This window comes from Streptomyces sp. SS7, assembly GCF_037993025.1.
In the GTDB taxonomy this organism is placed as follows: domain Bacteria; phylum Actinomycetota; class Actinomycetes; order Streptomycetales; family Streptomycetaceae; genus Streptomyces.
In genome coordinates this window covers 7,640,831-7,664,762 of the sequence record NZ_CP141223.1, presented here as the reverse complement: position 1 = coordinate 7,664,762, position 23,932 = coordinate 7,640,831, and the positions used below count along the sequence as shown (strand labels likewise).

Annotated in this window: 23 protein-coding genes; 8 read left to right on the top strand and 15 right to left on the bottom strand. The window is 73.7% G+C overall.

Annotation, left to right across the window (positions count from 1 at the left end; translation table 11 throughout):
* Positions 1–17: 17 nt before the first annotated feature.
* The gene (locus U5640_RS35190) at positions 18–1,739 is read right to left on the bottom strand and encodes an MFS transporter (RefSeq protein ID WP_340381768.1); all 1,722 of its coding nucleotides are present in this window, start codon (positions 1,737–1,739) and stop codon (positions 18–20) included.
* 248 nt (positions 1,740–1,987) lie between these two features.
* Here U5640_RS35190 and U5640_RS35185 point away from each other — a divergent pair, with 248 nt between their 5' ends.
* Together U5640_RS35185 and U5640_RS35180 are read left to right on the top strand one after the other, a co-directional pair.
* Positions 1,988–3,262 carry a mannosyltransferase family protein gene (locus U5640_RS35185; RefSeq protein WP_340381767.1) on the top strand — a complete coding sequence of 425 codons (1,275 nt, stop codon included), beginning with the start codon at positions 1,988–1,990 and terminating at the stop codon, positions 3,260–3,262.
* Between the two features lie 195 nt (positions 3,263–3,457).
* The gene (locus tag U5640_RS35180; protein ID WP_340381765.1) at positions 3,458–4,486 is read left to right on the top strand and encodes a phosphatase PAP2 family protein; all 1,029 of its coding nucleotides are present in this window, start codon (positions 3,458–3,460) and stop codon (positions 4,484–4,486) included.
* Between the two features lie 162 nt (positions 4,487–4,648).
* Here the strand turns inward: U5640_RS35180 and U5640_RS35175 are convergent, their stop codons facing one another.
* The 3 genes from U5640_RS35175 to U5640_RS35165 all read right to left on the bottom strand — a co-directional run bounded on the left by U5640_RS35175 (position 4,649) and on the right by U5640_RS35165 (position 7,050).
* Positions 4,649–4,849, bottom strand: a complete 201-nt coding sequence (locus U5640_RS35175) for an I78 family peptidase inhibitor (protein ID WP_340381763.1) — start codon at positions 4,847–4,849, stop codon at positions 4,649–4,651.
* A 358-nt stretch (positions 4,850–5,207) separates the two neighbouring features.
* Positions 5,208–6,491, bottom strand: a complete 1,284-nt coding sequence (locus tag U5640_RS35170) for an ABC transporter substrate-binding protein (protein WP_340381761.1) — start codon at positions 6,489–6,491, stop codon at positions 5,208–5,210.
* Positions 6,460–7,050, bottom strand: a complete 591-nt coding sequence (locus tag U5640_RS35165; RefSeq protein ID WP_340381759.1) for a hypothetical protein — start codon at positions 7,048–7,050, stop codon at positions 6,460–6,462. Before U5640_RS35165 ends, U5640_RS35170 begins: the two co-directional genes overlap by 32 nt.
* 107 nt (positions 7,051–7,157) lie before the next feature.
* Between U5640_RS35165 and U5640_RS35160 the strand changes: the two genes are divergently transcribed.
* The 3 genes from U5640_RS35160 to U5640_RS35150 are packed head-to-tail and all read left to right on the top strand — an operon-like array spanning position 7,158 to position 10,938.
* On the top strand, positions 7,158–7,631 hold the full coding sequence (locus tag U5640_RS35160; RefSeq protein ID WP_340381757.1) for a hypothetical protein: 474 nt from the start codon (positions 7,158–7,160) through the stop codon (positions 7,629–7,631).
* Positions 7,631–10,309 (top strand): ATP-binding cassette domain-containing protein, encoded by a 2,679-nt coding sequence (locus U5640_RS35155; RefSeq protein ID WP_340385526.1) that lies wholly within the window; start codon positions 7,631–7,633, stop codon positions 10,307–10,309. The genes U5640_RS35160 and U5640_RS35155 overlap by 1 nt, the downstream gene beginning before the upstream one ends.
* The gene (locus U5640_RS35150; RefSeq protein ID WP_340385523.1) at positions 10,303–10,938 is read left to right on the top strand and encodes an ATP-binding cassette domain-containing protein; all 636 of its coding nucleotides are present in this window, start codon (positions 10,303–10,305) and stop codon (positions 10,936–10,938) included. The genes U5640_RS35155 and U5640_RS35150 overlap by 7 nt, the downstream gene beginning before the upstream one ends.
* A gap of 19 nt (positions 10,939–10,957) precedes the next feature.
* Here U5640_RS35150 and U5640_RS35145 read toward each other — a convergent pair whose 3' ends face one another.
* On the bottom strand, positions 10,958–11,686 hold the full coding sequence (locus U5640_RS35145) for a transglycosylase family protein (protein WP_340381755.1): 729 nt from the start codon (positions 11,684–11,686) through the stop codon (positions 10,958–10,960).
* A 515-nt stretch (positions 11,687–12,201) separates the two neighbouring features.
* On the opposite strand from U5640_RS35145, the gene U5640_RS35140 reads away from it, so the two are divergent.
* Positions 12,202–12,984: a hypothetical protein gene (locus U5640_RS35140; RefSeq protein WP_340381753.1), complete on the top strand. Its 783-nt coding sequence runs from the start codon at positions 12,202–12,204 to the stop codon at positions 12,982–12,984.
* A 75-nt stretch (positions 12,985–13,059) separates the two neighbouring features.
* The gene (locus U5640_RS35135; protein ID WP_340381752.1) at positions 13,060–13,461 is read left to right on the top strand and encodes a hypothetical protein; all 402 of its coding nucleotides are present in this window, start codon (positions 13,060–13,062) and stop codon (positions 13,459–13,461) included.
* Positions 13,462–13,506: 45 nt separating this feature from the next.
* On the opposite strand, the gene der is transcribed toward U5640_RS35135, so the two are convergent.
* The 5 genes from der to aroH form a co-directional block, all read right to left on the bottom strand.
* A complete protein-coding gene (gene der, locus U5640_RS35130; protein WP_340381751.1) occupies positions 13,507–14,988 on the bottom strand; it encodes a ribosome biogenesis GTPase Der in 1,482 nt (493 codons plus the stop codon).
* Positions 14,989–15,096: 108 nt separating this feature from the next.
* Positions 15,097–15,699, bottom strand: a complete 603-nt coding sequence (locus tag U5640_RS35125; protein ID WP_067250956.1) for a lysophospholipid acyltransferase family protein — start codon at positions 15,697–15,699, stop codon at positions 15,097–15,099.
* 65 nt (positions 15,700–15,764) lie between these two features.
* Positions 15,765–16,451 carry a (d)CMP kinase gene (gene cmk / locus U5640_RS35120; protein ID WP_340381750.1) on the bottom strand — a complete coding sequence of 229 codons (687 nt, stop codon included), beginning with the start codon at positions 16,449–16,451 and terminating at the stop codon, positions 15,765–15,767.
* Positions 16,452–16,613: 162 nt separating this feature from the next.
* On the bottom strand, positions 16,614–17,699 hold the full coding sequence (locus U5640_RS35115; protein WP_340381749.1) for a prephenate dehydrogenase: 1,086 nt from the start codon (positions 17,697–17,699) through the stop codon (positions 16,614–16,616).
* Positions 17,696–18,058 carry a chorismate mutase gene (gene aroH, locus U5640_RS35110; RefSeq protein ID WP_055636532.1) on the bottom strand — a complete coding sequence of 121 codons (363 nt, stop codon included), beginning with the start codon at positions 18,056–18,058 and terminating at the stop codon, positions 17,696–17,698. Before aroH ends, U5640_RS35115 begins: the two co-directional genes overlap by 4 nt.
* A gap of 172 nt (positions 18,059–18,230) precedes the next feature.
* On the opposite strand from aroH, the gene U5640_RS35105 reads away from it, so the two are divergent.
* Positions 18,231–18,650, top strand: coding sequence for a Rieske (2Fe-2S) protein (locus U5640_RS35105; protein WP_340381747.1), 420 nt, complete (start codon positions 18,231–18,233; stop codon positions 18,648–18,650).
* Here U5640_RS35105 and U5640_RS35100 read toward each other — a convergent pair whose 3' ends face one another.
* The 5 genes from U5640_RS35100 to U5640_RS35080 all read right to left on the bottom strand — a co-directional run bounded on the left by U5640_RS35100 (position 18,651) and on the right by U5640_RS35080 (position 23,914).
* Complete coding sequence (locus tag U5640_RS35100) at positions 18,651–19,673, bottom strand: ADP-ribosylglycohydrolase family protein (protein WP_340381745.1); 1,023 nt, start codon at positions 19,671–19,673, stop codon at positions 18,651–18,653.
* Positions 19,670–20,398 (bottom strand): NUDIX domain-containing protein, encoded by a 729-nt coding sequence (locus U5640_RS35095; protein ID WP_340385520.1) that lies wholly within the window; start codon positions 20,396–20,398, stop codon positions 19,670–19,672. Before U5640_RS35095 ends, U5640_RS35100 begins: the two co-directional genes overlap by 4 nt.
* 230 nt (positions 20,399–20,628) lie before the next feature.
* A complete protein-coding gene (locus U5640_RS35090; protein WP_340381744.1) occupies positions 20,629–21,732 on the bottom strand; it encodes a pseudouridine synthase in 1,104 nt (367 codons plus the stop codon).
* Positions 21,732–22,388, bottom strand: coding sequence for an SMC-Scp complex subunit ScpB (scpB, locus tag U5640_RS35085; protein ID WP_340381743.1), 657 nt, complete (start codon positions 22,386–22,388; stop codon positions 21,732–21,734). The genes U5640_RS35090 and scpB overlap by 1 nt, the downstream gene beginning before the upstream one ends.
* Positions 22,385–23,914 carry a segregation/condensation protein A gene (locus tag U5640_RS35080; protein ID WP_340381741.1) on the bottom strand — a complete coding sequence of 510 codons (1,530 nt, stop codon included), beginning with the start codon at positions 23,912–23,914 and terminating at the stop codon, positions 22,385–22,387. Before U5640_RS35080 ends, scpB begins: the two co-directional genes overlap by 4 nt.
* Between the last annotated feature and the right edge of the window lie 18 nt (positions 23,915–23,932).

Sequence of the window (23,932 nt, the reverse complement as noted above, 5' to 3'; positions counted from 1 at the left end):
AAAACTAGCAGCGCTAGTTACGATGTCGGTCCGAAGGTACCACTCAAGGCACCGGAGGAGGACGGCGTCGGCGACGCGGCCCCGCGGGAGAGGTCACCCTCGCGGCGCACCGCCACGGGTGCCCCCGGGGCGGGAGAGACCTCCCGGGGAGCCGGCAGCTCGGGCGAGACCTCCCGGGGAGCCGGCAAGTCCACCGTGGCGGCCTCGCACTGCATCACCCGGGGCAGCCTCAGCGCCATCACCGCCCCCAGCAGCAGCAACCCCGCGCTGACCAGCAGCGTGACATGCAGTCCGTGCACGAAGCTCTCCTTGGCGACCCGCCGCAGCGCCGTCCCGGCCGGCCCGCCGAGCTGCCCGGCCACCTCGTAGGCCTCGCCCAGCGAGTGCCCCGCGGCCGCCGACGCGGACGCCGGCACCCCGGGCACCGAGGACAGCCCCGGCGCGTACGCCGCGTTCATCACGCTGCCCAGCAGCGCGATCCCGATGCCCGCCCCGAGCTGGTAGGAGGTCTCGCCGATCGCCGCCGCGCCACCCGCCCGTTCCGGCGGAGCCTCGCTCAGCATCGACTCGTACGCCGCGAACAGCGTCGTCTCCAGTCCGAACCCGAGCAGCACGAACCCGGCCAGCAGCAGCCCCGCGTCGTCCGCCGTGCCCATCGCGGTGAGCAGCAGCACGGCGAACGCGGTCAGCAGGAACCCCCCGCACACCATCCGCCGGGGCCCGAAGCCGCGCAGCAGCCGCGCCCCGGCCAGCCCCGCCCCCATCGCGGCGAAGGTCAGCGGCAGGAGCCGCAGCCCCGTCTCCAGCGGGGAGAGACCGAGGACCAGCTGCAGGTACTGGGCCGCGATCAGCTCCAGACCCACCAGCGCCAGCATGGCCAGCACGATGCACCCGACGGAGGTGCTGAACGCCGGCCGGGAGAACATCCGCAGGTCCACCAGTGGATGCTCCCGGCGCCGCTGACGCCGTACGAACAGGACCGTCAGCACCGCGCCGACCAGCAGCGGCACCACGGTGAACGGGCCGAACTCCGCGTTGCCCAGCCGCTTGACGCCGAGGACCAGGGCGAACAGCCCGGCCGCCGCCATCAGCGCGCCGACCACGTCCCAGGGCCCCTCGCCGGTGCCCCGCGACTCCGGCAGCAGCAGCCGACCCACCGGAAGGCTGACCAGCATCAGCGGAATGTTGACGAGGAAGACCGAGCCCCACCAGAAGTGCTCCAGCAGGAAGCCGCCGAGCAGCGGTCCGACGGCCGCGCCGACCGCGGCCACCGCGCTCCAGATGCCGATGGCGAGCGCCCGTTCCCGGCGGTCGGGGAAGACCTGCCGCAGGATCGACAGCGTGGCCGGCATGATCATCGCGCCGCCGACGCCGAGCAGGGCCCGCGCCAGGATCAGCACCTCGGCGCTTCCGGCGAAGGCCGCCAGCGCGGAGGCGACGCCGAACAGGGCGTACCCGAGCAGCAGGATCCGGCGGCGGCCGACCTTGTCGCCGAGCGTGCCGAACAGGATCAGCAGCGAGGCGCAGACCAGTGGATAGGTGTCGACGATCCAGAGCAGCTCCATCGCGCCGGGCCTGAGGTCCTCCGTGACCGCGGGCACCGCGACGTGCAGCACGGTCGCGTCGACGGCGACCAGGAGCAGGCTGACGCAGAGCACCACGAGCACGACCCAGCGGTTGGCACCGGCCCCGGCCGCCCGACGGCGCAGCCCGACGGCGGCCGTGGTCGTCCCGGACATGTACGTACCTCCCAGGTGATCCCCTCGGTCCGGCGGGCTCGCGGGACGGGGACTTCCCGCGACTCGGCCGGAGAGGAGCGGTGGTCTCCGGCCCGCGCAAACGAACACGAGTGACTCGCAGCGTACGCGAGTTCGCGCCGGGGCCACGTGGCGGAACTCTCACACGCCACGGCGAACCCTGTGGTGTACGCCACTTCCCGAGCAGCCGTTTTCCCGGTCGCCGTACCGTCCGGTCGATAATCGGGGCCGTGACGGATCTTGGAACGCGCGCGGCGCCGAGGGGCGCTGGGGCCCTGCGCCGGGCGGCCCCCGCCCTGCTGGGCTATGTGGCCGTACGGGGCCTGGGGCTGCTCGTCCTGGCCCTGTGGAGCGCCGCCCGCGGCAAGAGCGCGCACACCCTGCTGACGGCCCGCTGGGACGCCCTCTGGTACGTGAGGGTGGCCGAGCTGGGGTACGGCTACGAGGTCCGGCTGCCCAACGGGGACGTCCACTCCAACCTCGCCTTCTTCCCGTTGCTGCCGTGGCTGGAGAGGCTGCTGCACGCGGTGAGCCCGCTGTCCCACGCCGACGCCGGGTTCGCGGTCGCGCTGCTCGCCTCGCTCGCCGCGGCCTGGGGGATCTTCGCGGTCGCCGACCTGGTGCACGGCCGTCGTGCGGGCGTGTGCGCGGTGCTCGTGTGGGCCCTGCTGCCGGTCGGGATCGTGCAGTCGATGGCGTACAGCGAGTCGCTGTTCACCGCGCTCGCCGCCTGGTCGCTGTACGCGGTGCTGACCGGCCGGTGGGTGACCGCGGGGGTGCTCGCGGCCCTGTCGGGCCTGACCCGCCCGGTGGGGCTCGCCGTGGTCGCGGCGGTCTGGGCGGCCGGCCTGGTGTCCTTCCGGCGGGAGAGGGGCGCGTCCGCGGGGTCCCCGTCCGGGCGGAGCGGCAGCGCGGCGCCCGAGCCCGGCGCGCGCCGGACGGATCACGCCCCCGGTACGCGCGCAGACACCTTCCTCCGGCACGCACCGGCACCGGAGGGCGCCCGACCCGCCGTACGCGCCCTCGGCATGCTCCTCGCGCCGCTGGGCACCGCGGGCTATGTGCTGTGGGTCGGCCACCGCACCGGCCACGGCCCGCTCGGCTATCTCGACGTCCAGGCGGGGTGGCGCAACGGCTTCGACGGCGGTTACGCCTTCGCCCGTTTCGTCGCCGGCAAGTTCACGTCGTTCCCGTCCGCCCTCGCCGGTCTGGGCCTGGTCGTCGGCGTGGCCGCGCTGATCCGGCTGTACGTGGTCTGCGTACGGCAGCGCCAGCCGCTCGCGCTGCTGGTCTACGGCGGTGCGGTCCTCGCGCTCGCCCTGTGCGCGTCGAGCTACTTCGGCTCGAAGCCGCGCCTGCTGCTGCCCGCCTTCCCGCTGCTGTTCCCCCTCGCCCTGGCACTGGCCCGCTCACGCGCCCCGAGGGCGGCGCTGGTCGTGGGCGGTGTCGCGGTGGCGTCGGCCGTGTACGGGGCGTGGTGGCTGAACGGCTCCGGCCCTCCGTGAGTTTCCGATGAACTCATTCATAAGTTCCTTAAAACTGCCTCCCACAATGATCAATGGAATTGAAGGAACCAGCGTTCGACGATTAGCGAATCCGCAGGAATTAAGTCCCTCCTGAGAGCAATCCCACATCACATGGTCATCACAAACCAGGGGATTCGGCCGGGTGCCGAGCTCACTCGCTGTAACGTCGTTTAGGTGCGTACCGAACGAAACCTCACCCGTCTGGACCGGGTGTTCGCCAGGCTCGACCGTGAGCCGGAACGACCGGCCCACATCGACGTGCCGAGGATGAGCAGGCACCGGATCGCGCTGTTCGCCGCGACCCTGGCCTTCTACCTGGCGATCGTGTGGCTCGTGGTGATCACCTCGTGGCTGGTCCGCCTCGACTGGCAGGTCATGTTCTTCCGGCCGTACCAGCAGTGGCCCGAGATCCACGCGTTCCTGGACTACTACGTCGTCCTCGGCCAGCGCGGCCCGACCGCCGTCATGGTCGCGGCCTGGCTCGGCTGGAGATCCTGGCGGCAGCACACCCTGCGCCCACTCCTCACGCTGGGCGCCTCGCTGCTGCTGCTGAACATCACCGTCGGCGCCGCCAAGCTCGGCATGGGCCGGCTCGGACCGCACTACGCGACGACCATCGGCTCCAACGAGATGGGTCTGGGCGGGGACATATTTCCCAGCGGCCACACCGCCAACGCGGTCGTGACCTGGGGCATCCTGGCCTATCTGGCCTCCACTCCACGAGCCCGCCGCTGGCTGTCCGCGGTCTCCGCCGTGGTCTCGCTGGGCGTCGGACTGACCACCGTCTACCTCGGTACGCACTGGCTGAGCGACGTCGTGCTCGGCTGGGCCGCGGGGCTGCTGATCCTGCTGGCCCTGCCCTGGTGCGAGCCGCTGATCGCCCGCGCCGAGGTCGCGATCCTCGACCTGCGCGACCGCTGGCGCGAGCGCCGCGCCGGCACCCTCCCGGCACCGGCCGCCCCCGTCGCCGTACCCGTGCCGTTCACGCCGCGGCCCACGGCCCAGGAGGAGACCGCGGCGGCCCGCGAGACGGTCGCGGCCGCCCGTCCGCCCCGGGCGCCGGTCTACCTGACCCCGGGACCGCACACACCCCGCTCCGAGCGCACCCCGGTCACCCCCGCCGGCAGCCGAAGACCCCCGCACACCGAGCGTCTGCCGCGCGGGGCGACCGCCTCCGCGGCCCGGCCGCTGACCGGCGGCTGACCGGCGGCTGACCGGCGGCTGACGGACGGCTGACCGACGGCCGATCCCATGAGCAGCGGGACCACCGGTACGCACAACCGGTCCCGCGACCGAAGGCCCCGGTTCCCTCCTGACGGGAACCGGGGCCTTCGCCGTGTCGCACCGCGCGCCTGCCGTGGGCGCTCAGCCCTTCCAGGCCCGCGCCACCCGCCCGTCGCGCACCTCGAAGTTCAGCCGCCCGAAGCGGTACTCCATGGTGATGATCGCCCCGGGGGCCAGTGCGCGGACGGTCGACCACCCCCGTTCCCGGGCCAGCCGCTCGGCGTGAGCGGCGTCGAGGCCGACGTATCCGTCCGGATTGTCCTGGGGCTCGTTCGCTGCCATACGGCCCACGCTAGGCCGCGCGGGGCCGCCGGGGAAACCCCGCGACCGGGACGTGGATCACTCCGGTCACGCTTCTGTCACAGGATCACGACGGCCGTTCCGGTCGAACTCGGTCACCCGTGCGAGCGCTTCCCCGCGCCTTCCGTACGCATTCGAACGTAATTCCCGCACGTCGTCGGCACCCCTCGGAAAAACCGGCGGAATGTTCCCGGAGAAACCTCCCCCGAGCCCCTTTCTCCGGCCTTTTCGCACGGGTTCGCGGCAGCTGACACCTCGTAGGAAATGCACCACCTCGCCACACAACCTCCGCAGCGGCGGGCGGCGGGGACACGGACCCGCCGGTGCCGGAGGCGGCCGGTCAGGGCCGGTAGGCGAGCTGTGGGACGTCGAAGCAGGTGCGTTCCATGTCCCCCTGGGTGATCCAGCCCTTCCCGTCCCGCCAGCGGGCGACCGACAGACAGGTCCGCCGGGTCTTCGGCGGCGCGGCGAGCCGTTCGAAGACGACCGGGAGCAGCAGGCCGCCCGCGTCGAAGCGCTCGCTGCGGTCCATGAAGGCGTCGACGCACGCGCGTGTGATCCCGCGGGCCGCACACGACCGCGCCGCCTCGGTGAACCAGCGGGCCGCCGCCCATCCCTCCAGCTGCCACTGGGAGTGCGTCGGCAGGCCCTTCGTCGCGTCCCGGAACTCCCGTACGGCCGGGTCGGAGGTGTCGTCGAAGTTCCGGCTGGACCCGGTCACCCACAGGGCGTTGCGGCAGGCCGGGGAGTTCCCGTAGTCCTCGGGGACGGTCGACGTCCAGTTCTGCACGTTGGTGACCTTGGCGGTGACCCGGGCCCCGACCTGGTCCATCGCCTCGCACAGCCGCGCGTTGCCGTGGGTGTCGAGGGCGTCGAGGACGAGGTCGGCGCCCTGCGCCTTGAGGTCGGCGGCGGCGGCGCGGAAGTCGGGCAGCGCGAAGTCGACCTGCTCCGGAACCACCCGGTAGCCCTCGGCCTTCAGGCCCCGCTCGACGAGCCGGGCGTAGGACGCGGACGCCGGCTGGTTGTAGGAGACGACGGCGGCGGTACGAGCCCCGTGCTCCCGCCTGAAGTAGCGGTAGACCTCGGTGCCGCCGTACAGCTCGCCGTCCCAGCCCGGGGTGCCGTCGCGGGGCGCGAGACTGCCGTAGATGCCGTAGAGGTGCGGCCAGGTGTCGTAGGCGGGGCCGATGGGCTGACCGCCGATGTCGGGCACGCGGGCGTGGGAGACGCGCGGGGCGCCCGCGTAGTCGAGGGAGGTGGTGGCGACGAGGGCGACGACCTTGTCCTCGTCGAGCAGCCGGTGCACACAGGTGTTGTTGCCGACGCCGCTGCCGCCGTCGTCGCACAGCCGCACCTCGACGCGGTGGCCGTCGATGCCGCCGCGCGCGTTGATCCGGTCGAAGTAGGCCATGGCCCCGTCGCGCGGCCCGGTGAAGGCGGCGCCGCCGACCGGGCTGGTGGTGCTGCTGATCACGCCGACGCGGACCGGCGCGGTCCGCGCGGCCGTGGTGGCGTGCTCGAAGTCGCTCTCCGGGAGCCTGCTGCCGCAGGCCGCGCTCAGCAGGAGCAGCAGCGTGACGGCAGCGCACTCAGCAGCCCGGGACCGCCGACGCCGACGCATCACCGCTCAGCCCGACCAGGGCGCACAGGGTGGTGACGGAGACCTTCCAGGTGCCGTCCTCGTAGACGGCCTTCCCCGTGGCGTCCGGCAGCGCCGTAGCGCCGTCGAGGGTGAGGGAGTACGTCACGGTCGCCGCGGTCGGGGAGGTGAACTCGACCTGGTGGACCTCGGCCGCCACCTGTCCGCCGCGCCGGTCGCGGTCGAAGGCGCGGAGCATCGGGCCCATCATCCGGCCGTTCTCCAGCAGGGCCTGCTTGTCGGCGGTGGAGGTGGCCGGGTCGAAGAACTTCCGCCAGTTCTGCCGGACCTGCTGTGCGGCCGCCGCCGCGTCGGCGGGCGCGGAGGCCGTACCGCCGACCGTCGCGGTGGCCGTCACGGTCGCCCTGCCCCCGCCCCCTCCGTCGTCGCACGCCGCGAGGACCGGGGCGAGCGTGAGGAGGAGCGCCACCGCCAGCGCGGGCCCCCGGCTCCCTCTCGTCCCCCGCACCTCCCGCGTCCCGCGTGTCCCCTGTCTCCCCCGTCTCCCCCGTGTCCGTCCGAGGTCGCTCCCGAGAAGCATCACGCTCACCACCGGGTGTCGGTCCGGGCGTGCGCGCCCGGTCCTTTCAGGGTCAGCTTGCAGAAGGCATAGTGCAAGCCATCGGCGGACTGCGGCGGGAGCGTGGGATGCGGACAGGACGACTGCGGACCGTGCCCCCCGTCCTGTGGGCCGGCTGGGTCGCGCTGGCCGCCGGTGCGGGGCTGTGCGTCGCGGGCTGGTACGGCGTCTCCGGCGAGCGCTTCACCGCACGGCAGCTCCCCTACCTCGCCTCCTGCACGGTCCCGGGCGCGGCGCTGATCGTCGCCGGGGCCGTCCTGCTGGCGTCCGGCCGGGCCCCGGCCGCCACCGCGCGCGTGGAGGAGCTGTACGACCTGCTGGTCGCCGTCGGCGAGGAGTCCGCGGCGCCCGAGCCGGCGGTGTCCGCGCCCGTCGCGGTCAGCGGTGAGCTACGGATGGTGCCCGGGGGCACGCTGTGGCACCGGGCGGACTGTCCGCTGGTCGCCGGGAAGCCGGAGGCGGTGCCGGTGGACGGCAGGCTGCTGGCCGGCGGCGACCTCGACCCGTGCCCGATCTGCGAGCCGGACGCGGCGGACTCCTGATGTCGTCCCTCACCTACGACCTCACGCTCGCCGGCCTCACGGTCGGCAGCGCGGCCGCCCTCACGGGCATCGGCCTGGTCGTCACCCACCGGGCGACGGGGGTCCTCAACTTCGCGCACGGGGCGATCGCGATGGTCTGCGCGTACGCGCTGCGGCAGTGCGTGGTCGAGTGGGGGTGGCCGCTCTGGCTGGGAGCCGTGGTGACCCTGCTGTTCCTCGCGCCCGCGACCGGGGTACTGCTGGAACGGTTCGTCTTCCGTCCGCTCGCCGTCCTGGGCAACGATCCGGCGCGCACCCTGGTGGCGTCGATCGGTGTGTTCGTGCTGCTGGTGGGCGGGGCGGCCCTGGTGTGGGGACAGGGAGCGCGCGCCGACGCGCCCGAGCTGGTGCCGGCCGGTCCCTGGGGGCAGCTCGCCGTCGTGCTGGTGCTGGCCGCCGGGGTCGGCGCGGTGATCCGGTGGACGCGCTTCGGGCGGGAGCTGCGGGCGGTGGTCGACGACCGCGAGCTGGCCGTGCTCGGCGGGGTCGACGCGGACCGGGTGGCGGCCGCGGGCTGGGCGTTCGGCTCGTTCACGGCCGGGGTGACGGGCGTGCTGCTGGCACCCTCCGTCCGGCTCGACCCGTACGGCCTGCCGCTGCTGGTGCTGGAGGTGCTCGCGGTGGCGGTGGTGGCCCGGATGCGCAGCCTGTCGGTCGCGGTGGCGGTGGCGCTGGGCATCGGGATCGCGCAGAGCCAGCTGACCCGGTGGCACCCGTCGGGCTGGGCGGCGCCGCTGGTGCAGGCGGTCGGCGCGAACCTGTTCGTGGTCGCCCTGCTGGTCGCCGCGCTGGTCCTGCCCGGTGTGGGCACGCGGGACGCGTCGGCGGCCCCGGTGGGCCCACGGGTGCGGACCCCGCCGGGCGCGTGGGGGGTGGCGGCGGTGCTGTTCCTGCTGCCGCTCGGCTTCGCGGGCTCCGATCTGCACACCGCGGTCCAGGTGCCCGCCCTCGCGGTGATCCTGCTGTCCCTGGTGGTGGTCACGGGCCGCGGCGGTCAGATCTCCCTCGGGCAGGCGGCGTACGCGGGGCTGGGCGCCCTGTTCACCGCGCTGCTGGCGGCGGGCCGCTTCCCCGGGCTCCCCCGCCTTCCCGAGTCGGCGGCCCTGGCCGTGGCGGTCCTCCTGGTGGCCCCGCTCGGCCTGCTCACCGGCCGGCCGGCGATCCGCCGCCACGGCCTCGCCCTGGCTCTCGCGACCTTCGCGGTCGGCGTCGGCGTGAGCCGGTTCGTCTTCGCCCAGCCCTACGCCACCGCGGACCTGTCGCTGGGCCGCCCCGCGGGCTTCGAGGGGGATCGCGCCTACTACGTCCTGGAGCTGGCCCTGCTGGCCCTGGCCCTGCTGGCGACGCGGGCACTGCGCCGGGGCCGCGCCGGGCGGGCCCTGGCGGCGATGCGGGACCACGAGCCGGGCGCCTCGGCGGCGGGCGTGCGCGTGCCGTCGTGGAAACTGCTCGCCTTCGTCGCCGGGGCGGCGCTGGCCGCGCTCGGCGGGGCCCTGCTCGGCATGGGCCTGCGCGCCTTCGACGCCACGGCCTACGATCCCGTCCGCAGCCTGCTCTGGTTCGCGGCGGTGGCGGTCCTCGGCGCCGACGACGCCCTGGGCGCGCTCGCGGCGGCGGCCCTGCTGGTGGGCCTGGACGCGGGCGCCCGCGGCGGGGTGGCGGCGGCCCTGGTGGGCGTCCTGGCGGCCCTGACGGGACGCTTCCCGGACGGGCCGTACGAGGCGCTGCGGTCGGCGTGGACCCGCGCACGTGTCCCGCGGAGGGCGGTGCTGACACCGCTGGGCAGCCGGGTGCGAAGCCGACTCGCACCGCACCCCGCCGACCGACGCGCACCGCACCCCGCCGCCGCGCCGCCCTCACCGGCCGCCGCCCCGCGCCCCACCCCGGCATCGGCCCGACCGTCCGCCGCCGCGTCGCGGACCCGTGGGCCGGCCCGCGCGGTGCGGCCGCCGCTCCTCACCGCCCGCGGTCTGCGGGCCCGCTACGGCGGGTTCACCGCTCTCGACGGGGTCGGGCTGGAGGTGCCCGGCGGGCGGGTCACCGCCGTCGTCGGACCCAACGGCGCCGGGAAGAGCACGCTGTTCCACTGTCTGGCCGGCACCCTGCGCCCGGTCCGCGGTCAGGTGCGGTTCGACGGACGGGACATCACACGGCTGCCCGCGCACGCCCGGACCCGGCTCGGTGTCGCGCGGACCTTCCAGCAGCTCGCGGTGTTCCCGTCGCTGACCGTGGCGGAGAACGTGCGGGTGGGCGCCGAGCAGGGGCGGCACGGCGGCCCGCGGGCGGTGGAGCGGGCGCTGGCGCTGTTCGGGCTGGACGGGCCGGTCCGCGCACGGCCCGCCGCCGGGCTGCCCACCGGCACCCTGCGCCGGGTCGAGCTGGCCCGGGCGTACGCGGGAGGCCCGCGCGTGCTGCTGCTGGACGAGCCGGCCGCCGGCCTCGACACGGCCGAGGTGAGCGCGCTGGCCACGGTCCTGCGCGCCCTGGCGGCCGAGGGCACCGCCCTGCTCGTCGTCGAGCACGACCTCGATCTGGTCGCCGGACTCGCCGACGTCGTGCACGTCATGGCGGCCGGCCGGATCGTCGCCTCGGGCCCGCCCGGCCGGGTCCTCGACTCCCCGGAGGAGGCGGCCTGGTGATCTCGCTGCGGCACGCGCGCGTGCGGTACGGCCCGCTGGAGGCCCTGCACGGCGTCACCCTCACGGCCCCCGCTCCGGGCCTCACCGTCCTGCTGGGCCGTAACGGCTCCGGCCGTACGACGGTGCTGCGGGCGCTGGCCGGGGTCGTACCGCTGACTGACGGGGCGGTGGTGTGGGACGGCGCGGACGTGACCCGCGTGCCCGCGTTCGAGCGGGCGCGGCGGGGGCTGTGCCTGGTGCCCGAACGGCGGACGGTGTTCGCCTCGCTGACGGTCCGGGAGAACCTGGAGCTGACCGGGGCCGACCCCGCCCTCTACCCGCAGCTGGTGCCGCTGCTCGCCCGCCGCGCCGGGACCCTGTCGGGGGGTGAGCAGCGGATGGTGGCCCTGTGCCGCGCCCTGTCCGCGCACGCGCGCGTGGTCCTCGTCGACGAGCCGGCCCAGGGGATGTCACCGGCGGTCGCCGGCCGGACGTACGCCCTGCTCGCCTCGCTCGACGCGTGCGTGGTGCTCGCCGAGCAGCGGCTGCCGCCCGCGCTGCGTGGCCGGCGGGCCTTCGTGTACGAACTGCGGCGCGGGGCCGTCGTGTTCGCCGGGGAGGCGGGCGAGAGGACGCGGCGCACCCGGTGAGCACGAGGCCCCGCGCGGCTCAGTACGCGAGGCGCTGGCCCGGCAGGATCAGGTCCGGGTCGTTGCCTATGACGGTCCTGTTGGCGGCGTAGAGCCGCTGCCAGGTGGTGTTGTGCGCGGCGGCGATGGTGCTGAGCGTGTCACCGACGCGGACGGTGTAGTCGCCGCGGCCGCTGCCGCGCGAGGTGCTGGTCGTGGTGCGCTCGGGCGCCTTCGACGCACCGGTGTGCGACGAGCCGGACTTCGTGCCGGAGCTCGACCTGCCCGAACCCGACTTGCCCGAACCCGACTTGCCCGAACCCGACGCGGTGGAGTGCGACTTGGTGGAACTCGACTTCGCCGAGCTCGACTTGGCGGAGGTGCCGGAGGTCGACGGGGCGCTGCCGGTGGCTCCGGCGCGGGCCGAGCAGACCGGCCAGGCGCCCCAGCCCTGGGACTTCTGGACCTTGGTGGCGACGGCGATCTGCTGCTCCCGGCTGGCCCCGTCGGCGGTGGCCGCGTAGGCCGAGCCACCGTAGGCGCGCCAGGTGGAGGCGGAGAACTGGAGTCCGCCGTAGTAGCCGTTGCCGGTGTTGATGTGCCAGTTGCCGCCGCTCTCGCACTGGGCGATGCGGTCCCACACCCCGCCGTCGGCCGCCGCGGCGTTGCCGGTCGCGGCCAGCAGTCCCAGGGGGGCGAGCAGTGCCGCCCCGGCGAGGACCGCCGTCTTGCGCGTCTTGCGGGTGTAGTGATCGGCACACTCGGACATGAAGTTCCCTCTCTGCAAACCCGGGTCTCCCCCGGGCGGGGCGCTTCCCACGTGTCGACGCGGGAGTCACGCTCCGCCCTGTCCGCCGGCGGTGTCGCTGCGCCTGGTCCTGCTCTGCGCGGCCGGTGGACGTACCCGAGCGGTGCTCGCTGCACACGGCGGAGCAATCTAGGGAGCCTGACGAGCCGTTATCAACCACGTCCCTGTTCCCGCAGGCCAGTTGCGGGTTACCGTAAGTAGCAGCCAATTTCGGCCACCCACTGAATCCACTTATGTCAGGTCTTGCCGGACAGCTGTCGACGCATGCTGTGAGTCAGTTCACGGAACCAACGCCCGTGACCTTCCCGTTACTTGACAAGGAGTGTCGGATTCCCCACGGAACGTGACCATCCGTGTTCGGCGATCTGAACGACTCAGTCGGCCAGCGTGACCCCCACCACAGCTCCCCCGTTGTCATCTCATGAGCCGGGAACCCACCCGGCCCACCGACGCACCGCCTTCCGAGGGAGTCACCCGTGCCGCGCATGCTCGACGTCAGCGACGAGGTACGCGCCGAGATCGGCGACGAAGAAGCCGACCGGCTGCTCGCCGGAGACAACGCCCCGGGCAGTTACGACTGCACCTCCTGCCGCACCCCGGGCGACTCCGCGCACGAGCGCACCAGCACCGTCCTGTTCATCGGCGACGAGACCGCCGTCCTCGCCTTCGCCCACGCGACCTGTCTCCCCTCGCAGGTCGTCCAGGTCACCGAGGAGCAGCTCCAGGGCGCCGTCCGCTCCATCAGCGGCGACAGCGCCGACCTGGACGCGCAGAAGGTCGTCCCGGAGCAGGCCGTGCTCGGGGTGACCAGCGGGCTCGTCCTGCTCGCCGGGGAACTGCACCCCGCGCTGGTCGTCGAGCCCACCGCGCCCATCGTGCGCCCGGGCACCACCGGCGCCGGCGACGACTTCCTGCCGCTCCTGATCGAGCAGGGCTTCATGCCGCTGTCCGAGCTGTCCGAGGTGCCGCCGGTGCAGCACGGCTGGTCGGTCCTGCTGGCGATGGGGCAGCTGCACGCCGTGCTCCAGCCCTCGGCCACCGGCGGGCAGCCGGTCGCCTGGTGGCAGGCGCACCAGCCGCTCCAGGTGACGGAGGGCTGGCGGGCCGCCGCCAACAAGCACCAGCAGGTGCTGATGTTCGCGGCACCGGTGGGGTCGATCGGACGGCAGCCGCGGGAGGATCTGCTGCGGGACGCGCTGGACAAGGCGGCGGCGAACGGGAAGCTGGTCGGGGCCGCGATGCCGCTGGCCGGTACCTGAGCACCCACCGGGAGGGAGCCCTCGCGCCCCTGACCCCTACCGCATCTCTTTGCGGCACGGGTCGTTTTCCCTTACGTGCACAGCTACGAGGTACCCCGCCGCCCCGTGTATCCCTCGGTCCCCTCCGCGCGACCGGCCCAGGACTCCCAGGGCGGCCCGTCGGCCACGCCGATCTACGACGCGCTCTACGCCGAGTACGTCAAGACGTTCCGCTCGCTGCCGGGTGACCGCAGCGGCGAGGACGATCTGGGGTTCACCGCCTTCGGGAACATCCCGCACAGCACCGACGCGCCGACGGCGTACCGGCCCGGCTCGTTCAGCCACAGCTACAGCGCCTACAGCGCGGGCGTGCAGAGCGCCCGGCAGCAGTCGCAGTGGCAGCGGGTCGGGCAGATCGGCCAGCAGCCGGAGCGGCAGCAGACGGCGATGGTGCCCGTGCCGGTGTCGCTGCCGCCGATGTCCCGGCGGGGTTACTGAGCGAGGGGGGTCCGTGACCGTGCCACGGACCCCCCTCGCCGCTGTCTACTTCTTCTTGCCGCGCTTTTCGCGCACCCTTACCGAGATATGGATCGGGGTGCCCTCGAAACCGAACTCCTCGCGCAGCCGGCGCTCGATGAAGCGGCGGTAGCCCGCCTCGATGAAGCCGGAGGCGAAGAGGACGAACCGCGGCGGCTTGGTGCCCGCCTGGGTGCCGAAGAGGATGCGCGGCTGCTTGCCGCCCCGGATCGGGTGGGGGTGGGCGGCGACCAGCTCGCCGAGGAAGGCGTTGAGGCGGCCCGTGGGGACACGGGTCTCCCAGCCGGCCAGGGCGGTCTCGATCGCCGGGACCACCTTCTCCATGTGCCGTCCGGTGCGCGCCGAGACGTTGACCCGGGGCGCCCAGGCGACCTGGCCGAACTCGGTCTCGATCTCCCGCTCCAGGTAGTAGCGGCGCTCCTCGTCGAGGGTGTCCCACTTGTTGTAGGCGATGACCATCGCGCGGCCGGCCTCGACGGCCATCGTCACGATCCGCTGGTCCTGGACCGAGATGGACTCGGCGGCGTCGATCAGGATGACCGCCACCTCCGCCTTCTCGACCGCCGCGGCGGTGCGCAGGGAGGCGTAGTAGTCGGCGCCCTGCTGGAGGTGGACCCGCTTGCGGATACCGGCGGTGTCGACGAACTTCCAGGTCACGCCGCCGAGGTCGATCAGCTCGTCGACCGGGTCACGGGTGGTGCCGGCGACCTCGTTGACGACGACGCGCTCCTCGCCCGCCACCTTGTTCAGCAGGGAGGACTTGCCGACGTTGGGGCGGCCGATGAGGGCGATCCGGCGGGGGCCGCCGATCCCGGCGCCGCCGAAGCTCTGCTCGGGGGCGTCCGGCAGCACGTCGAGGACGGCGTCCAGCATGTCGCCGGTGCCGCGGCCGTGCAGCGCGGAGACGGGGTGCGGCTCGCCGAGCCCGAGGGACCACAGGTACGCGGCATCCGCCTCACCGCTCGGTCCGTCGACCTTGTTGGCGCACAGCACGACCGGCTTGCCGGCCTTGCGCAGCAGCCGTACGACGGCCTCGTCGGTGTCGGTGGCGCCAACCTTGGCGTCCACCACGAAGACGACCGCGTCGGCGGCCTCGATCGCGTACTCGGCCTGGGCGGCCACGGAGGCGTCGATGCCGAGGACGTCCTGCTCCCAGCCGCCGGTGTCGACGACCTTGAAGCGGCGGCCCGCCCACTCGGCCTCGTAGGTCACGCGGTCGCGGGTGACGCCGGGCTTGTCCTCGACGACGGCCTCACGGCGCCCGATGATCCGGTTGACGAGGGTCGACTTGCCCACGTTCGGCCGGCCGACGACCGCGAGCACCGGGAGCGGGCCGTGTCCGGCCTCCTCGATGGCGCCCTCGACGTCCTCGAGGTCGAAGCCCTCCTCCGCGGCGAGCTCCATGAACTCCGCGTACTCGGCGTCGCCGAGCGCCCCGTGATCGTGCTCGACGCCGTCGGGGCCGCCGGGCTGGATGTGGTCGTTCATGAAGTGCGTACCTCGTCGTTCCGTCGTGGTGGTCGGTGGACCACCCCGTTTGTTCCGGGTTGATCCACTACTCAGTGTCGCCCGGCACCCGCTCGGGCGCCCTGCGTTTTATGCGCCCGTGGGCGGACGGCCGGTGAGCCGCCGTGCGTGGTCCAGGTGCGCGGCCAGGTTCTTCTGGATGCGCTCGGTCGCCTCGTCCAGCGCCTTGCGCGTACGCCGTCCGCTGCCGTCGCCCGCCTCGAAGGGGTCACCGAAGACCACGTCGACGCGGGAGCGCAGCGGGGGCAGCCCCTTGATCAACCGTCCGCGCCGCTCGGCACTTCCCAGCACGGCGACGGGCACGATCGGCGCCCCGCTGCGCACCGCGAAGTAGGCGAGCCCCGCGCGCAGGGAGGCGAAGTCGCCCTCGCCCCGGGTGCCCTCCGGGAAGATGCCGAGGACCCCGCCGTTCTCCAGGACGCCGAGGGCGCGGGCGATCGCCGTACGGTCGGTGCTCGCACGGTCGACCGCGATCTGGCCGGTGCGGACCATGAAGGTGCCGACCGGGCCGACGAACGCCTCCTTCTTCACCAGGAAGTGCGACGCCCGGGGCGCCACGCCGATGACCATCGGGCCGTCGAGGTTGTGGGAGTGGTTGGGCGCGAAGATCACCGGACCGCTGGCGGGCACCTTCCAGGCACCGAGCACCCGCGGCCGCCACAGGCCGTACATCAGGCCGACGCCGATGCGCCGTCCGATCTCGGCGCCCCGCTCCGAGGGCAGCTGGCTCGGCTCGCTCACTTTCCGGCCCGCTTCTCCTCGACGAGGGTGACGACACACTCGATGACCTGGGCGAGGGTCAGCTCGGTGGTGTCCACCTCGACGGCGTCGTCCGCCTTGGCGAGCGGGGAGGTCTTGCGGGAGGAGTCGGCCGCGTCCCGCTTGATCAGCGCCTCGCGGGTGCTGGCCACGTCGACGCCCTTGAGCTCCCCGCTGCGGCGGGCGGCCCGTGCCTCCGCCGAGGCGGTGAGGAAGATCTTCAGGTCGGCGTCCGGCAGCACGGTCGTCCCGATGTCCCGCCCCTCGACGACGATCCCGCGCTCGGCACCGGCGGCCAGCGACCGCTGGAGCTCGGTGATCCGGGCCCGCACCTCGGGCACCGCGCTGACCGCGCTGACCCGGGAGGTGACCTCCTGGGTGCGGATCGGCCCCGCGACGTCCACACCGTCGACGGTGATCGTCGGGTCGGCCGGGTCGGTGCCGGAGACGATCTCCGCCTTGCCCGCGACGGCGGCGACGGCCGTGGGGTCCTCGATGTCGATCCCGTTGGTCACCATCCACCAGGTGATCGCCCGGTACTGGGCGCCGGTGTCCAGGTAGCTCAGCCCGAGCTGGGCGGCCACGGCCTTGGACGTGCTCGACTTGCCCGTGCCGGAGGGACCGTCGATGGCGACAATCACGGGCTGGGCGGCGCCGTTTTCCACGGGGGGACACCTTCCTGGTGCGAGGTGGCGGGTGTGCGGGGCGCGACTGTGCCCCGCACAAGGTTACCGGGCACGGCTCACCCTTCTGGCCGAGGCCAAGACCGAGGCCGAGGCCGAGGCCTGTGCCGGGCCGGTACGGGGCCGGTCCCCGGTCCGCACCGCCTACTGCCGGATCGCCCAGCCCCGCTCCTTCAGCGCCGCCGAGAGGACGGCCGCCGACTTCGGTTCGACCATGAGCTGCACCAGGCCCGCCTGCTGACCGGTCGCGTGTTCGATCCGTACGTCCTCGATGTTGACGCCCGCCCGCCCGGCGTCCGCGAAGATCCGGGCCAGCTGTCCCGGCTGGTCGTCGATGAACACCGCGACGACCTCGTACACGCGCGGGGCCGCGCCGTGCTTGCCGGGGACACGGACCTGTCCGGCGTTGCCGCGGCGCAGGACGTCCTCGATGCCGTCGACGCCGTCGCGTCGCTTCGCCTCGTCGGAGGACTGCAGCGCGCGCAGGGCCCGCACCGTCTCCTCGAGGTCGGCGGAGACGTCGGTGAGCAGGTCGGCGACCGGCCCCGGGTTCGCGGAGAGGATGTCGATCCACATCCGGGGATCGGAGGCGGCGATCCGGGTGACGTCCCGGATGCCCTGTCCGCACAGCCGTACGGCGGCCTCCTCGGCGTTCTCCAGCCGGGCGGCGACCAGGCTGGAGACCAGGTGGGGCATGTGGGAGACGAGGGCGACGGCGCGGTCGTGCGCGTCGGCGTCCATCACCACGGGGAGGGCCCGGCAGTGCGAGACGAGTTCCAGGGCGAGGTTGAGGACCTCGGTGTCGGTGTCCCGGGTCGGGGTCAGCACCCAGGGCCGGCCCTCGAAGAGGTCGCCGGTGGCGGCGAGCGGGCCGGACTTCTCGCGGCCGGACATGGGGTGGGTGCCGATGTACGCCGACAGGTCCAGCCCGAGCGCCTCCAGCTCCCGGCGCGGCCCGCCCTTGACGCTGGCCACGTCCAGGTAGCCGCGGGCCACGCCCCGGCGCATCGCGTCGGCGAGCACGGCGGCCACATGGGCGGGCGGTGCGGCGACCACGGCGAGGTCGACGGGCCCCTCGGGCGCCTCGTCGGTGCCGGCGCCGAGCGCGGCGGCGGTACGGGCCTGTCCGGGGTCGTGGTCCTCCAGGTGCACGAGGACGCCCCGCTGGGCGAGGGCGAGGGCGGCGGAGGTGCCGATCAGCCCGGTTCCGATGACGAGCGCGGTCCTCACTGGGCGATGTCCTTGCGCAGGGCGGCGGCGGCGCCGAGGTAGACATGGCTGATCTCGGCCCGCGGCCGGTCGGACTCGACGTGCGCGAGCAGCCGTACGACCCGAGGCATGGCGCCCTCGACGGCCAGTTCCTGGGCACAGATCAGCGGTACGTCGACGATGCCCAGCTTGCGGGCGGCGGCGGCCGGGAAGTCGCTGTGCAGATCGGGCGTGGCCGTGAACCAGATGCTGATCAGGTCGTCCGCGCTGAGGGAGTTCCGCTCCAGGACGGCGGTGAGCAGGGCCCCAACCTGCTCGTCCATGTGCCCGGCCTCGTCGCGTTCCAGTTGGACGGCTCCCCGGACCGCTCGTACCGCCACGGCGCTGCTCCTTGCTGATGTACGGCTGGTGAGGCCTCCAAGCCTAGTCAGGGCGGGCCGGGCCGGGTGCGGCGCGCCCGCACGCTGAGACGCGGCGCGTCCGGTTGCGGTGCGGCGCCGGTACACGCTTGGCTGGCCCCTGTACGTGCTTCCGCATCCCCGGAGTGACGACATGACCCCCTCCCCCACCCGGCGCACGGTGCTCGTCGTGACGGGCGGCGCGGCCGCCGCCCTCGCCACGGGCTGCGGCAACGGCGGCGACGGTGCGTCGTCGGACGCGGCCGACTCGACGCATTCCGGCGCCGGCGGCGCGCTCGCGAGGACCACCGACATCCCGGAAGGCGGCGGCAAGGTCTTCTCGGCCGAGAAGGTCGTCGTCACCCAGCCGACGAAGGGCGACTTCAAGGCCTTCTCGGCGGTCTGCACCCACCAGGGCTGCACGGTCGGCTCGGTCGCGAACGGCACGATCAACTGCCCCTGTCACCAGAGCGAGTTCCGCATCGCCGACGGCTCGGTGGCCTCCGGTCCTGCGACGCAGCCGCTGCCCGAGAAGCAGATCACGGTGCGGGGCGACACCATCACGCTGGCCTGATCACAGGTCCCACAGCGCGCCGAGCGTCACCAGCTCCCCCCGGTACTCGATCCGGTCCGCCCAGAGCGTGGGCCAGGCGTCCGCGCCGTGGTACGCACCGGCGAAGGCGCCGGTCAGGCAGGCGATGGAGTCGGAGTCGCCGGAGGAGCAGGCGGCCCGGCGCAGCGCGGTGACCGGCTCGTCGGGGAAGAGCAGGAAGCAGAGCAGCCCGGTGGCCAGGGCCTCCTCGGCGATCCAGCCCGCCCCCGTGGCCAGGCACGGGTCGGCCTCGGGGGCCGGGTCGCGCAGGGCCTCGGCCAGGCGGTCCAGGACGCCCAGGCACTCGTCCCAGCCGCGCGCGACGAAGTGCTCGGCGGAGGGGTCCTGGCTGCGGGTCCACAGGTCGCCGAGCCAGCGGTGGTGGTAGCGGGTGCGGTTCGCGACGGCGTACGACCTGAGCTGCGTGACCAGTCCGGCCGGCGGGGCGCCCTGGGCGAGAAGGCGTACGGCGTGGGCGGTGAGGTCGGACGCGGCGAGCGCGGTGGGATGCCCGTGGGTGAGCGCCGACTGGAACTGGGCGGCCCCGGCGCGCTGTTCCTCGCTGAGACCGGGGACCAGGCCGACGGGGGCGACGCGCATGTTGGCGCCGCAGCCCTTGGAGCCGATCTGGCTGGCGTCCTGCCACAGCCGCCGCTCGTCCTTGAGCAGCTCGCAGGCGGTGAGGCAGGTCCGGCCGGGGGCGCGGTTGTTCTCGGGCGACTGGTACCAGTCCACGAACTCCTCGCGCAGGGGCCGCTCCAGCCGCGTCGGCACCAGCAGTCCCCGGTCCATCGCGGTGCGCAGGGCACGGGCCACGGCGAGGGTCATCTGGGTGTCGTCGGAGACGAAGGGGCGCCCGGGCAGTTCCATCCCCCGCCAGGGCCCGCACTTGGCGAGGATCGAGGGGACGTCGTGGAACTCGGTGGGGAAGCCGAGCGCGTCCCCGAGGGCGAGGCCCACCAGGGCGCCGGTCGCGGCGCGCTTCCTCACGGTGGTCGTGGTCATGCGGAACGTCCTTCCCGGGGCGGTCGCAGCAGGGGCGGGTGGAGCGCGGTGGCGGTGCCCGCGCGGTAGAGGGCGGCCGGTTTGCCACGGCCTCCGGTCAGCCGCGCGGCGCCGGGCACCGGTTCGACGAACCCCGGTGTGGCCAGCACCTTGCGGCGGAAGTTGGGACGGTCGAGCCCCGTCCCCCAGACCGTCTCGTAGACCTGTTGGAGCTCGCCGAGGGTGAACTCGGGCGGGCAGAAGGAGGTGGCGAGACAGGTGTACTCGAGCTTGGCGCCGACCCGGTCGTGGGCGTCGGCCAGGATCCGGTCGTGGTCGAAGGCGAGCGGCCCGGTGTCGTCGTACGGCAGCCAGCGGGCCTCGGCCGCGTCGCCGCCGCCGCGCGGTTCGGGGGCGTCGGGCAGCAGCGCGGCGAAGGCGACGGACACGACCCGCATCCGGGGGTCGCGGCCGGGCTCGCTGTAGGTGCGCAGCTGCTCCAGGTGGAGTCCGGAGGCGGCGCGGACGTCGTCCAGGCCGGTCTCCTCGGCCAGTTCACGCCGGGCGGCCGTCTCGGCGGACTCGTCCGGCCGCACGAATCCGCCGGGCAGCGCCCATTTCCCGGCGTACGGCTCCTGTCCGCGCTCGACGAGCAGCACGTGCAGGGCGCCCTCGCGGAGGGTGAGGACGGCGAGGTCGACGGTGACGGCGAAGGGCTCGTGCGCGTACTTGTCGTAGCCCTGCACGCTCGTCGCCCCCTTGTCGCGGTCCCGCGCCTCACCCTTTACGGTCACCCTTTACGGTCACCCTTTATGGGCACCATTTATGGTCACCATGACTAATAGTCATGACGACTATAAAGAATGAGCCGCCGGGCCACAACCCCTCAGCGCCGCTCCGACCGCCTCCCGCACCGACGGAAGCGGCCGGTACCGGAGAACCGGTACCGGCCGCCGCACAGCCGTGCGGAGCGCCTCTAGAGGTCGACCTCGTTCATCAGCATGCCGACCTCCGTGTTGGACAGCCGTCGCAGCCAGCCCGACTTCTGGTCGCCCAGGGTGATCGGCCCGAAGGACGTGCGCACCAGCTTCTCGACCGGGAAGCCCGCCTCGGCCAGCATGCGGCGCACGATGTGCTTGCGGCCCTCGTGCAGGGTGACCTCGACGAGGTAGTTCTTGCCGGTCTGCTCGACGACCCGGAAGTGGTCGGCGCGCGCGTACCCGTCCTCCAGCTGGATGCCGTCCTTGAGCTTCTTGCCCAGGTCACGCGGGATCGGCCCCACGATGGCGGCCAGATAGGTCTTCTTCACCCCGTACTTCGGGTGGGTCAGCCGGTGCGCCAGCTCACCGTGGTTGGTGAGCAGGATGACACCCTCGGTCTCGGTGTCTAGCCGGCCCACGTGGAAGAGCCGCGTCTCGCGGTTGGTGACGTAGTCCCCGAGGCACTGCCGCCCCTCCGGGTCCTCCATCGTGGAGACGACACCGGCGGGCTTGTTCAGCGAGAAGAACTGGTACGACTGCGTCGCGACCGTCAGGCCGTCGACCTTGACCTCGTCCTTCTCCGGGTCGACCCGCTTGCCCTGTTCGAGCACGACCTCGCCGTTGACCTCGACCCGCGCCTGCTCGATCAGCTCCTCGCAGGCCCGGCGGGAGCCGTAGCCCGCGCGCGCGAGGACCTTCTGCAGCCGCTCGCCCTCCTGCTCGGCGCCCGGGAAGGTCTTGGGCGGCTTGATGTCCTTCTTGTCCGCGTACCGCTCGCGGTTGCGCTCCTCGGCGCGTGCCTCGTACTCGCGCGAGGTGCCCGGGGCCGTGCGCCCGCGCTGGGCCTGGGGCTTCCTGGGACCGCCCTTGGCGCCGCCGCGCGCGGAGCCGCCGCGCCCGGACTTCGGGCCGTCCGGGGAGGCGGAGGGGCCGACGTCGTAGCGGCGCTCCTCCGGGCGGGGCCTGCGGGGGCGGCCCTGGCCGCTCTGTCCGCCCTGGCCGCCGCCCTGGCCACCCCGCTTCTGGTCCCTGCCGTTGCCGGCCCCGCGGTAGTTACCGCGCCCGCCGCTCTTGCCGCTACCGCTACCGCTGCTTCGCATCAAAGTTCCGTCGTCGTCGTGTCAGTCGTCTTCGTCGTGAGCCCGTCGTCCGTGTCCGGGGCGTCCGGGTCGAACGACGGCACGGCTTCCTGGGTCTCGGCCTCGATCGCCTCCGCCTCCGGGAGGAAGGGCGCGAGCTCCGGGAGCTCGTCCAGACCGCGCAGGCCCATCCGCTCCAGGAAGTAGTTCGTCGTCGCATACAGGATCGCACCTGTTTCGGGTTCCGTGCCCGCCTCCTCGACCAGACCGCGCTGCAACAGGGTGCGCATCACACCGTCGCAGTTGACTCCGCGCACCGCGGAGACCCGGCTGCGGCTGACCGGCTGCCGGTAGGCGACCACGGCGAGCGTCTCAAGCGCGGCCTGGGTGAGCCGGGCCTGCTGCCCGTCCAGGACGAACCGTTCGACCGCGGGCGCGTACTGCGCGCGCGTGTAGAACCGCCAGCCGCCCGCGACGAACCGCAGCTCGAAGCCGCGGCCCTGCACGGTGTACTCGTCGGCCAGTTCCCGCAGCGCGTCGGCGACCTGGCGCCGGGGGCGCTCCACGATCTTCGCGAGGTGTTCCTCGGTGGCGGGCTCGTCGACGACCATCAGGACGGCCTCCAGGGCGCCCTTGAGATCGAGCGCGGCGACGGTGCTCCCGGTGCTCTCGGTCACTGCTCCTTCTCCTTCCCGGGCTCCTCGGGCGGCTCCGGCGGCCGGTCGAACTCGTCGGTGACCAGCGGCCGGGCGCCGTCGTCCCCGCCGGTCCAGCGCACCAGCAGCTCGCCGAGCGCGGTCTCCTGGTCGAGCGCGACCGCCTTCTCCCGGTACAGCTCCAGCAGCGCCAGGAACCGGGCCACGACGGTCAGGGTGTCGTCGGTGTCCTCGACGAGGGTGCGGAAGCTGGCCTCGCCCAGCTCCCGCAGCCGTGCGACGACGATCCCGGCCTGCTCCTGCACGCTCACCAGCGGGGCGTGGATGTGGTCGACGTACACCTGGGGCTTCGGCCTGGGCTGCATCGCCTTGACCGCGAGCCGGGCGAACCCCTCCGCCCCGATGCTGATGACCACCTCGGGCAGCAGCTCGGCGTGGTGCGGTTCCAGGCCCACGGTACGGGGGTAGCGGCGGGCCTCGACGTCGAGCCGGTACGTGAAGACGTCGGCGACCTGTTTGTACGCACGGTACTGGAGCAGCCGGGCGAACAGCAGGTCGCGGGCCTCCAGCAGCGCGAGGTCGGCCTCGTCCTCGACCTCGGCGGCGGGCAGCAGCCGGGCGGCCTTGAGGTCGAGCAGGGTCGCGGCGACGACGAGGAACTCGGTCGTCTGGTCCAGGTCCCAGTCCGGCCCCATCGCCCGGATGTGCGCCATGAACTCGTCGGTCACCTTCGACAGCGCGACCTCGGTGACGTCCAGCTTGTGCTTGGAGATCAGCTGCAGCAGCAGATCGAACGGCCCCTCGAAGTTGGCGAGCCGCACCGTGAAAACCCCTTCGGGCACCTCCCGCCCGGCGTCGACCGCACCCCCTCCACCCACGGCCCCCGACCCGACCACTCCGGACCCCGTCGGCTCGACCGCTCTGGTCTCAGCTTCGACAGCCTCGGCCTTGGACAGCACGGCCCCGAACTCCGTCCCGACCGCTCCGGGCCCCGGCTCGGCAACGCCGGGCGGCGGCCCGACCACCTCGGCCCCGGACGCGACGGCCTCGGACTCCGCCCCGACCATGCCGGACCCCTGCTCGACAACCCCGGGCTCGGGCTCAAGCGCCTCGGGCCCAGGCGGGACGGGCCCAGACGCCAACCCGGCCGCTCCGGACCCGGGCTCGACAACGGCGGACGGCAGCTCGCCCGCCTCGGCCTCAGCCGCGACGACCCCGGCCTCCGCCCCGACCAGGCCGGGCCCCGCCTCGCCAACCCTGGGCTCGGGCTCGACCGCCTCGGACGCCAACTGGACCGCTTCGGGGTCCGGAGGGAGGGCCCCGGGATTCGGCCCGACCGTTCCAGGCTCCGGGTCGGCGGCTCCGGGCGGCAGCCCGGCCGTCTCGGCCCCGGACGCGACGGCCTCGGGCTCCGGCCCGACCATGCCGGGCTCGGCAGCCCGGTCCGGTGCGGGTGGGGGCGCCCCCGGTCCCCGGCCCAGCGCGCGTCGGCGTCCGACGGCTCTGCCGGGCCGGGGCTGCTCGTTCGAGGGGTTCGCGGAGGTCATGGCCTCCGCAGGCTACCC

What these genes read in the sequence shown, in the direction of transcription:
- U5640_RS35190 (WP_340381768.1), bottom strand. Translation starts at nt 1,739, where the DNA reads ATGTCCGGGACGACCACGGCCGCCGTCGGGCTGCGCCGTCGGGCGGCC.
- U5640_RS35175 (WP_340381763.1), bottom strand. Translation starts at nt 4,849, where the DNA reads ATGGCAGCGAACGAGCCCCAGGACAATCCGGACGGATACGTCGGCCTC.
- U5640_RS35170 (WP_340381761.1), bottom strand. Translation starts at nt 6,491, where the DNA reads ATGCGTCGGCGTCGGCGGTCCCGGGCTGCTGAGTGCGCTGCCGTCACG.
- U5640_RS35165 (WP_340381759.1), bottom strand. Translation starts at nt 7,050, where the DNA reads ATGCTTCTCGGGAGCGACCTCGGACGGACACGGGGGAGACGGGGGAGA.
- U5640_RS35160 (WP_340381757.1), top strand. Translation starts at nt 7,158, where the DNA reads ATGCGGACAGGACGACTGCGGACCGTGCCCCCCGTCCTGTGGGCCGGC.
- U5640_RS35155 (WP_340385526.1), top strand. Translation starts at nt 7,631, where the DNA reads ATGTCGTCCCTCACCTACGACCTCACGCTCGCCGGCCTCACGGTCGGC.
- U5640_RS35145 (WP_340381755.1), bottom strand. Translation starts at nt 11,686, where the DNA reads ATGTCCGAGTGTGCCGATCACTACACCCGCAAGACGCGCAAGACGGCG.
- der (WP_340381751.1), bottom strand. Translation starts at nt 14,988, where the DNA reads ATGAACGACCACATCCAGCCCGGCGGCCCCGACGGCGTCGAGCACGAT.
- U5640_RS35125 (WP_067250956.1), bottom strand. Translation starts at nt 15,699, where the DNA reads ATGTACGGCCTGTGGCGGCCGCGGGTGCTCGGTGCCTGGAAGGTGCCC.
- U5640_RS35105 (WP_340381747.1), top strand. Translation starts at nt 18,231, where the DNA reads ATGACCCCCTCCCCCACCCGGCGCACGGTGCTCGTCGTGACGGGCGGC.
- U5640_RS35100 (WP_340381745.1), bottom strand. Translation starts at nt 19,673, where the DNA reads ATGACCACGACCACCGTGAGGAAGCGCGCCGCGACCGGCGCCCTGGTG.
- U5640_RS35090 (WP_340381744.1), bottom strand. Translation starts at nt 21,732, where the DNA reads ATGCGAAGCAGCGGTAGCGGTAGCGGCAAGAGCGGCGGGCGCGGTAAC.
- U5640_RS35080 (WP_340381741.1), bottom strand. Translation starts at nt 23,914, where the DNA reads ATGACCTCCGCGAACCCCTCGAACGAGCAGCCCCGGCCCGGCAGAGCC.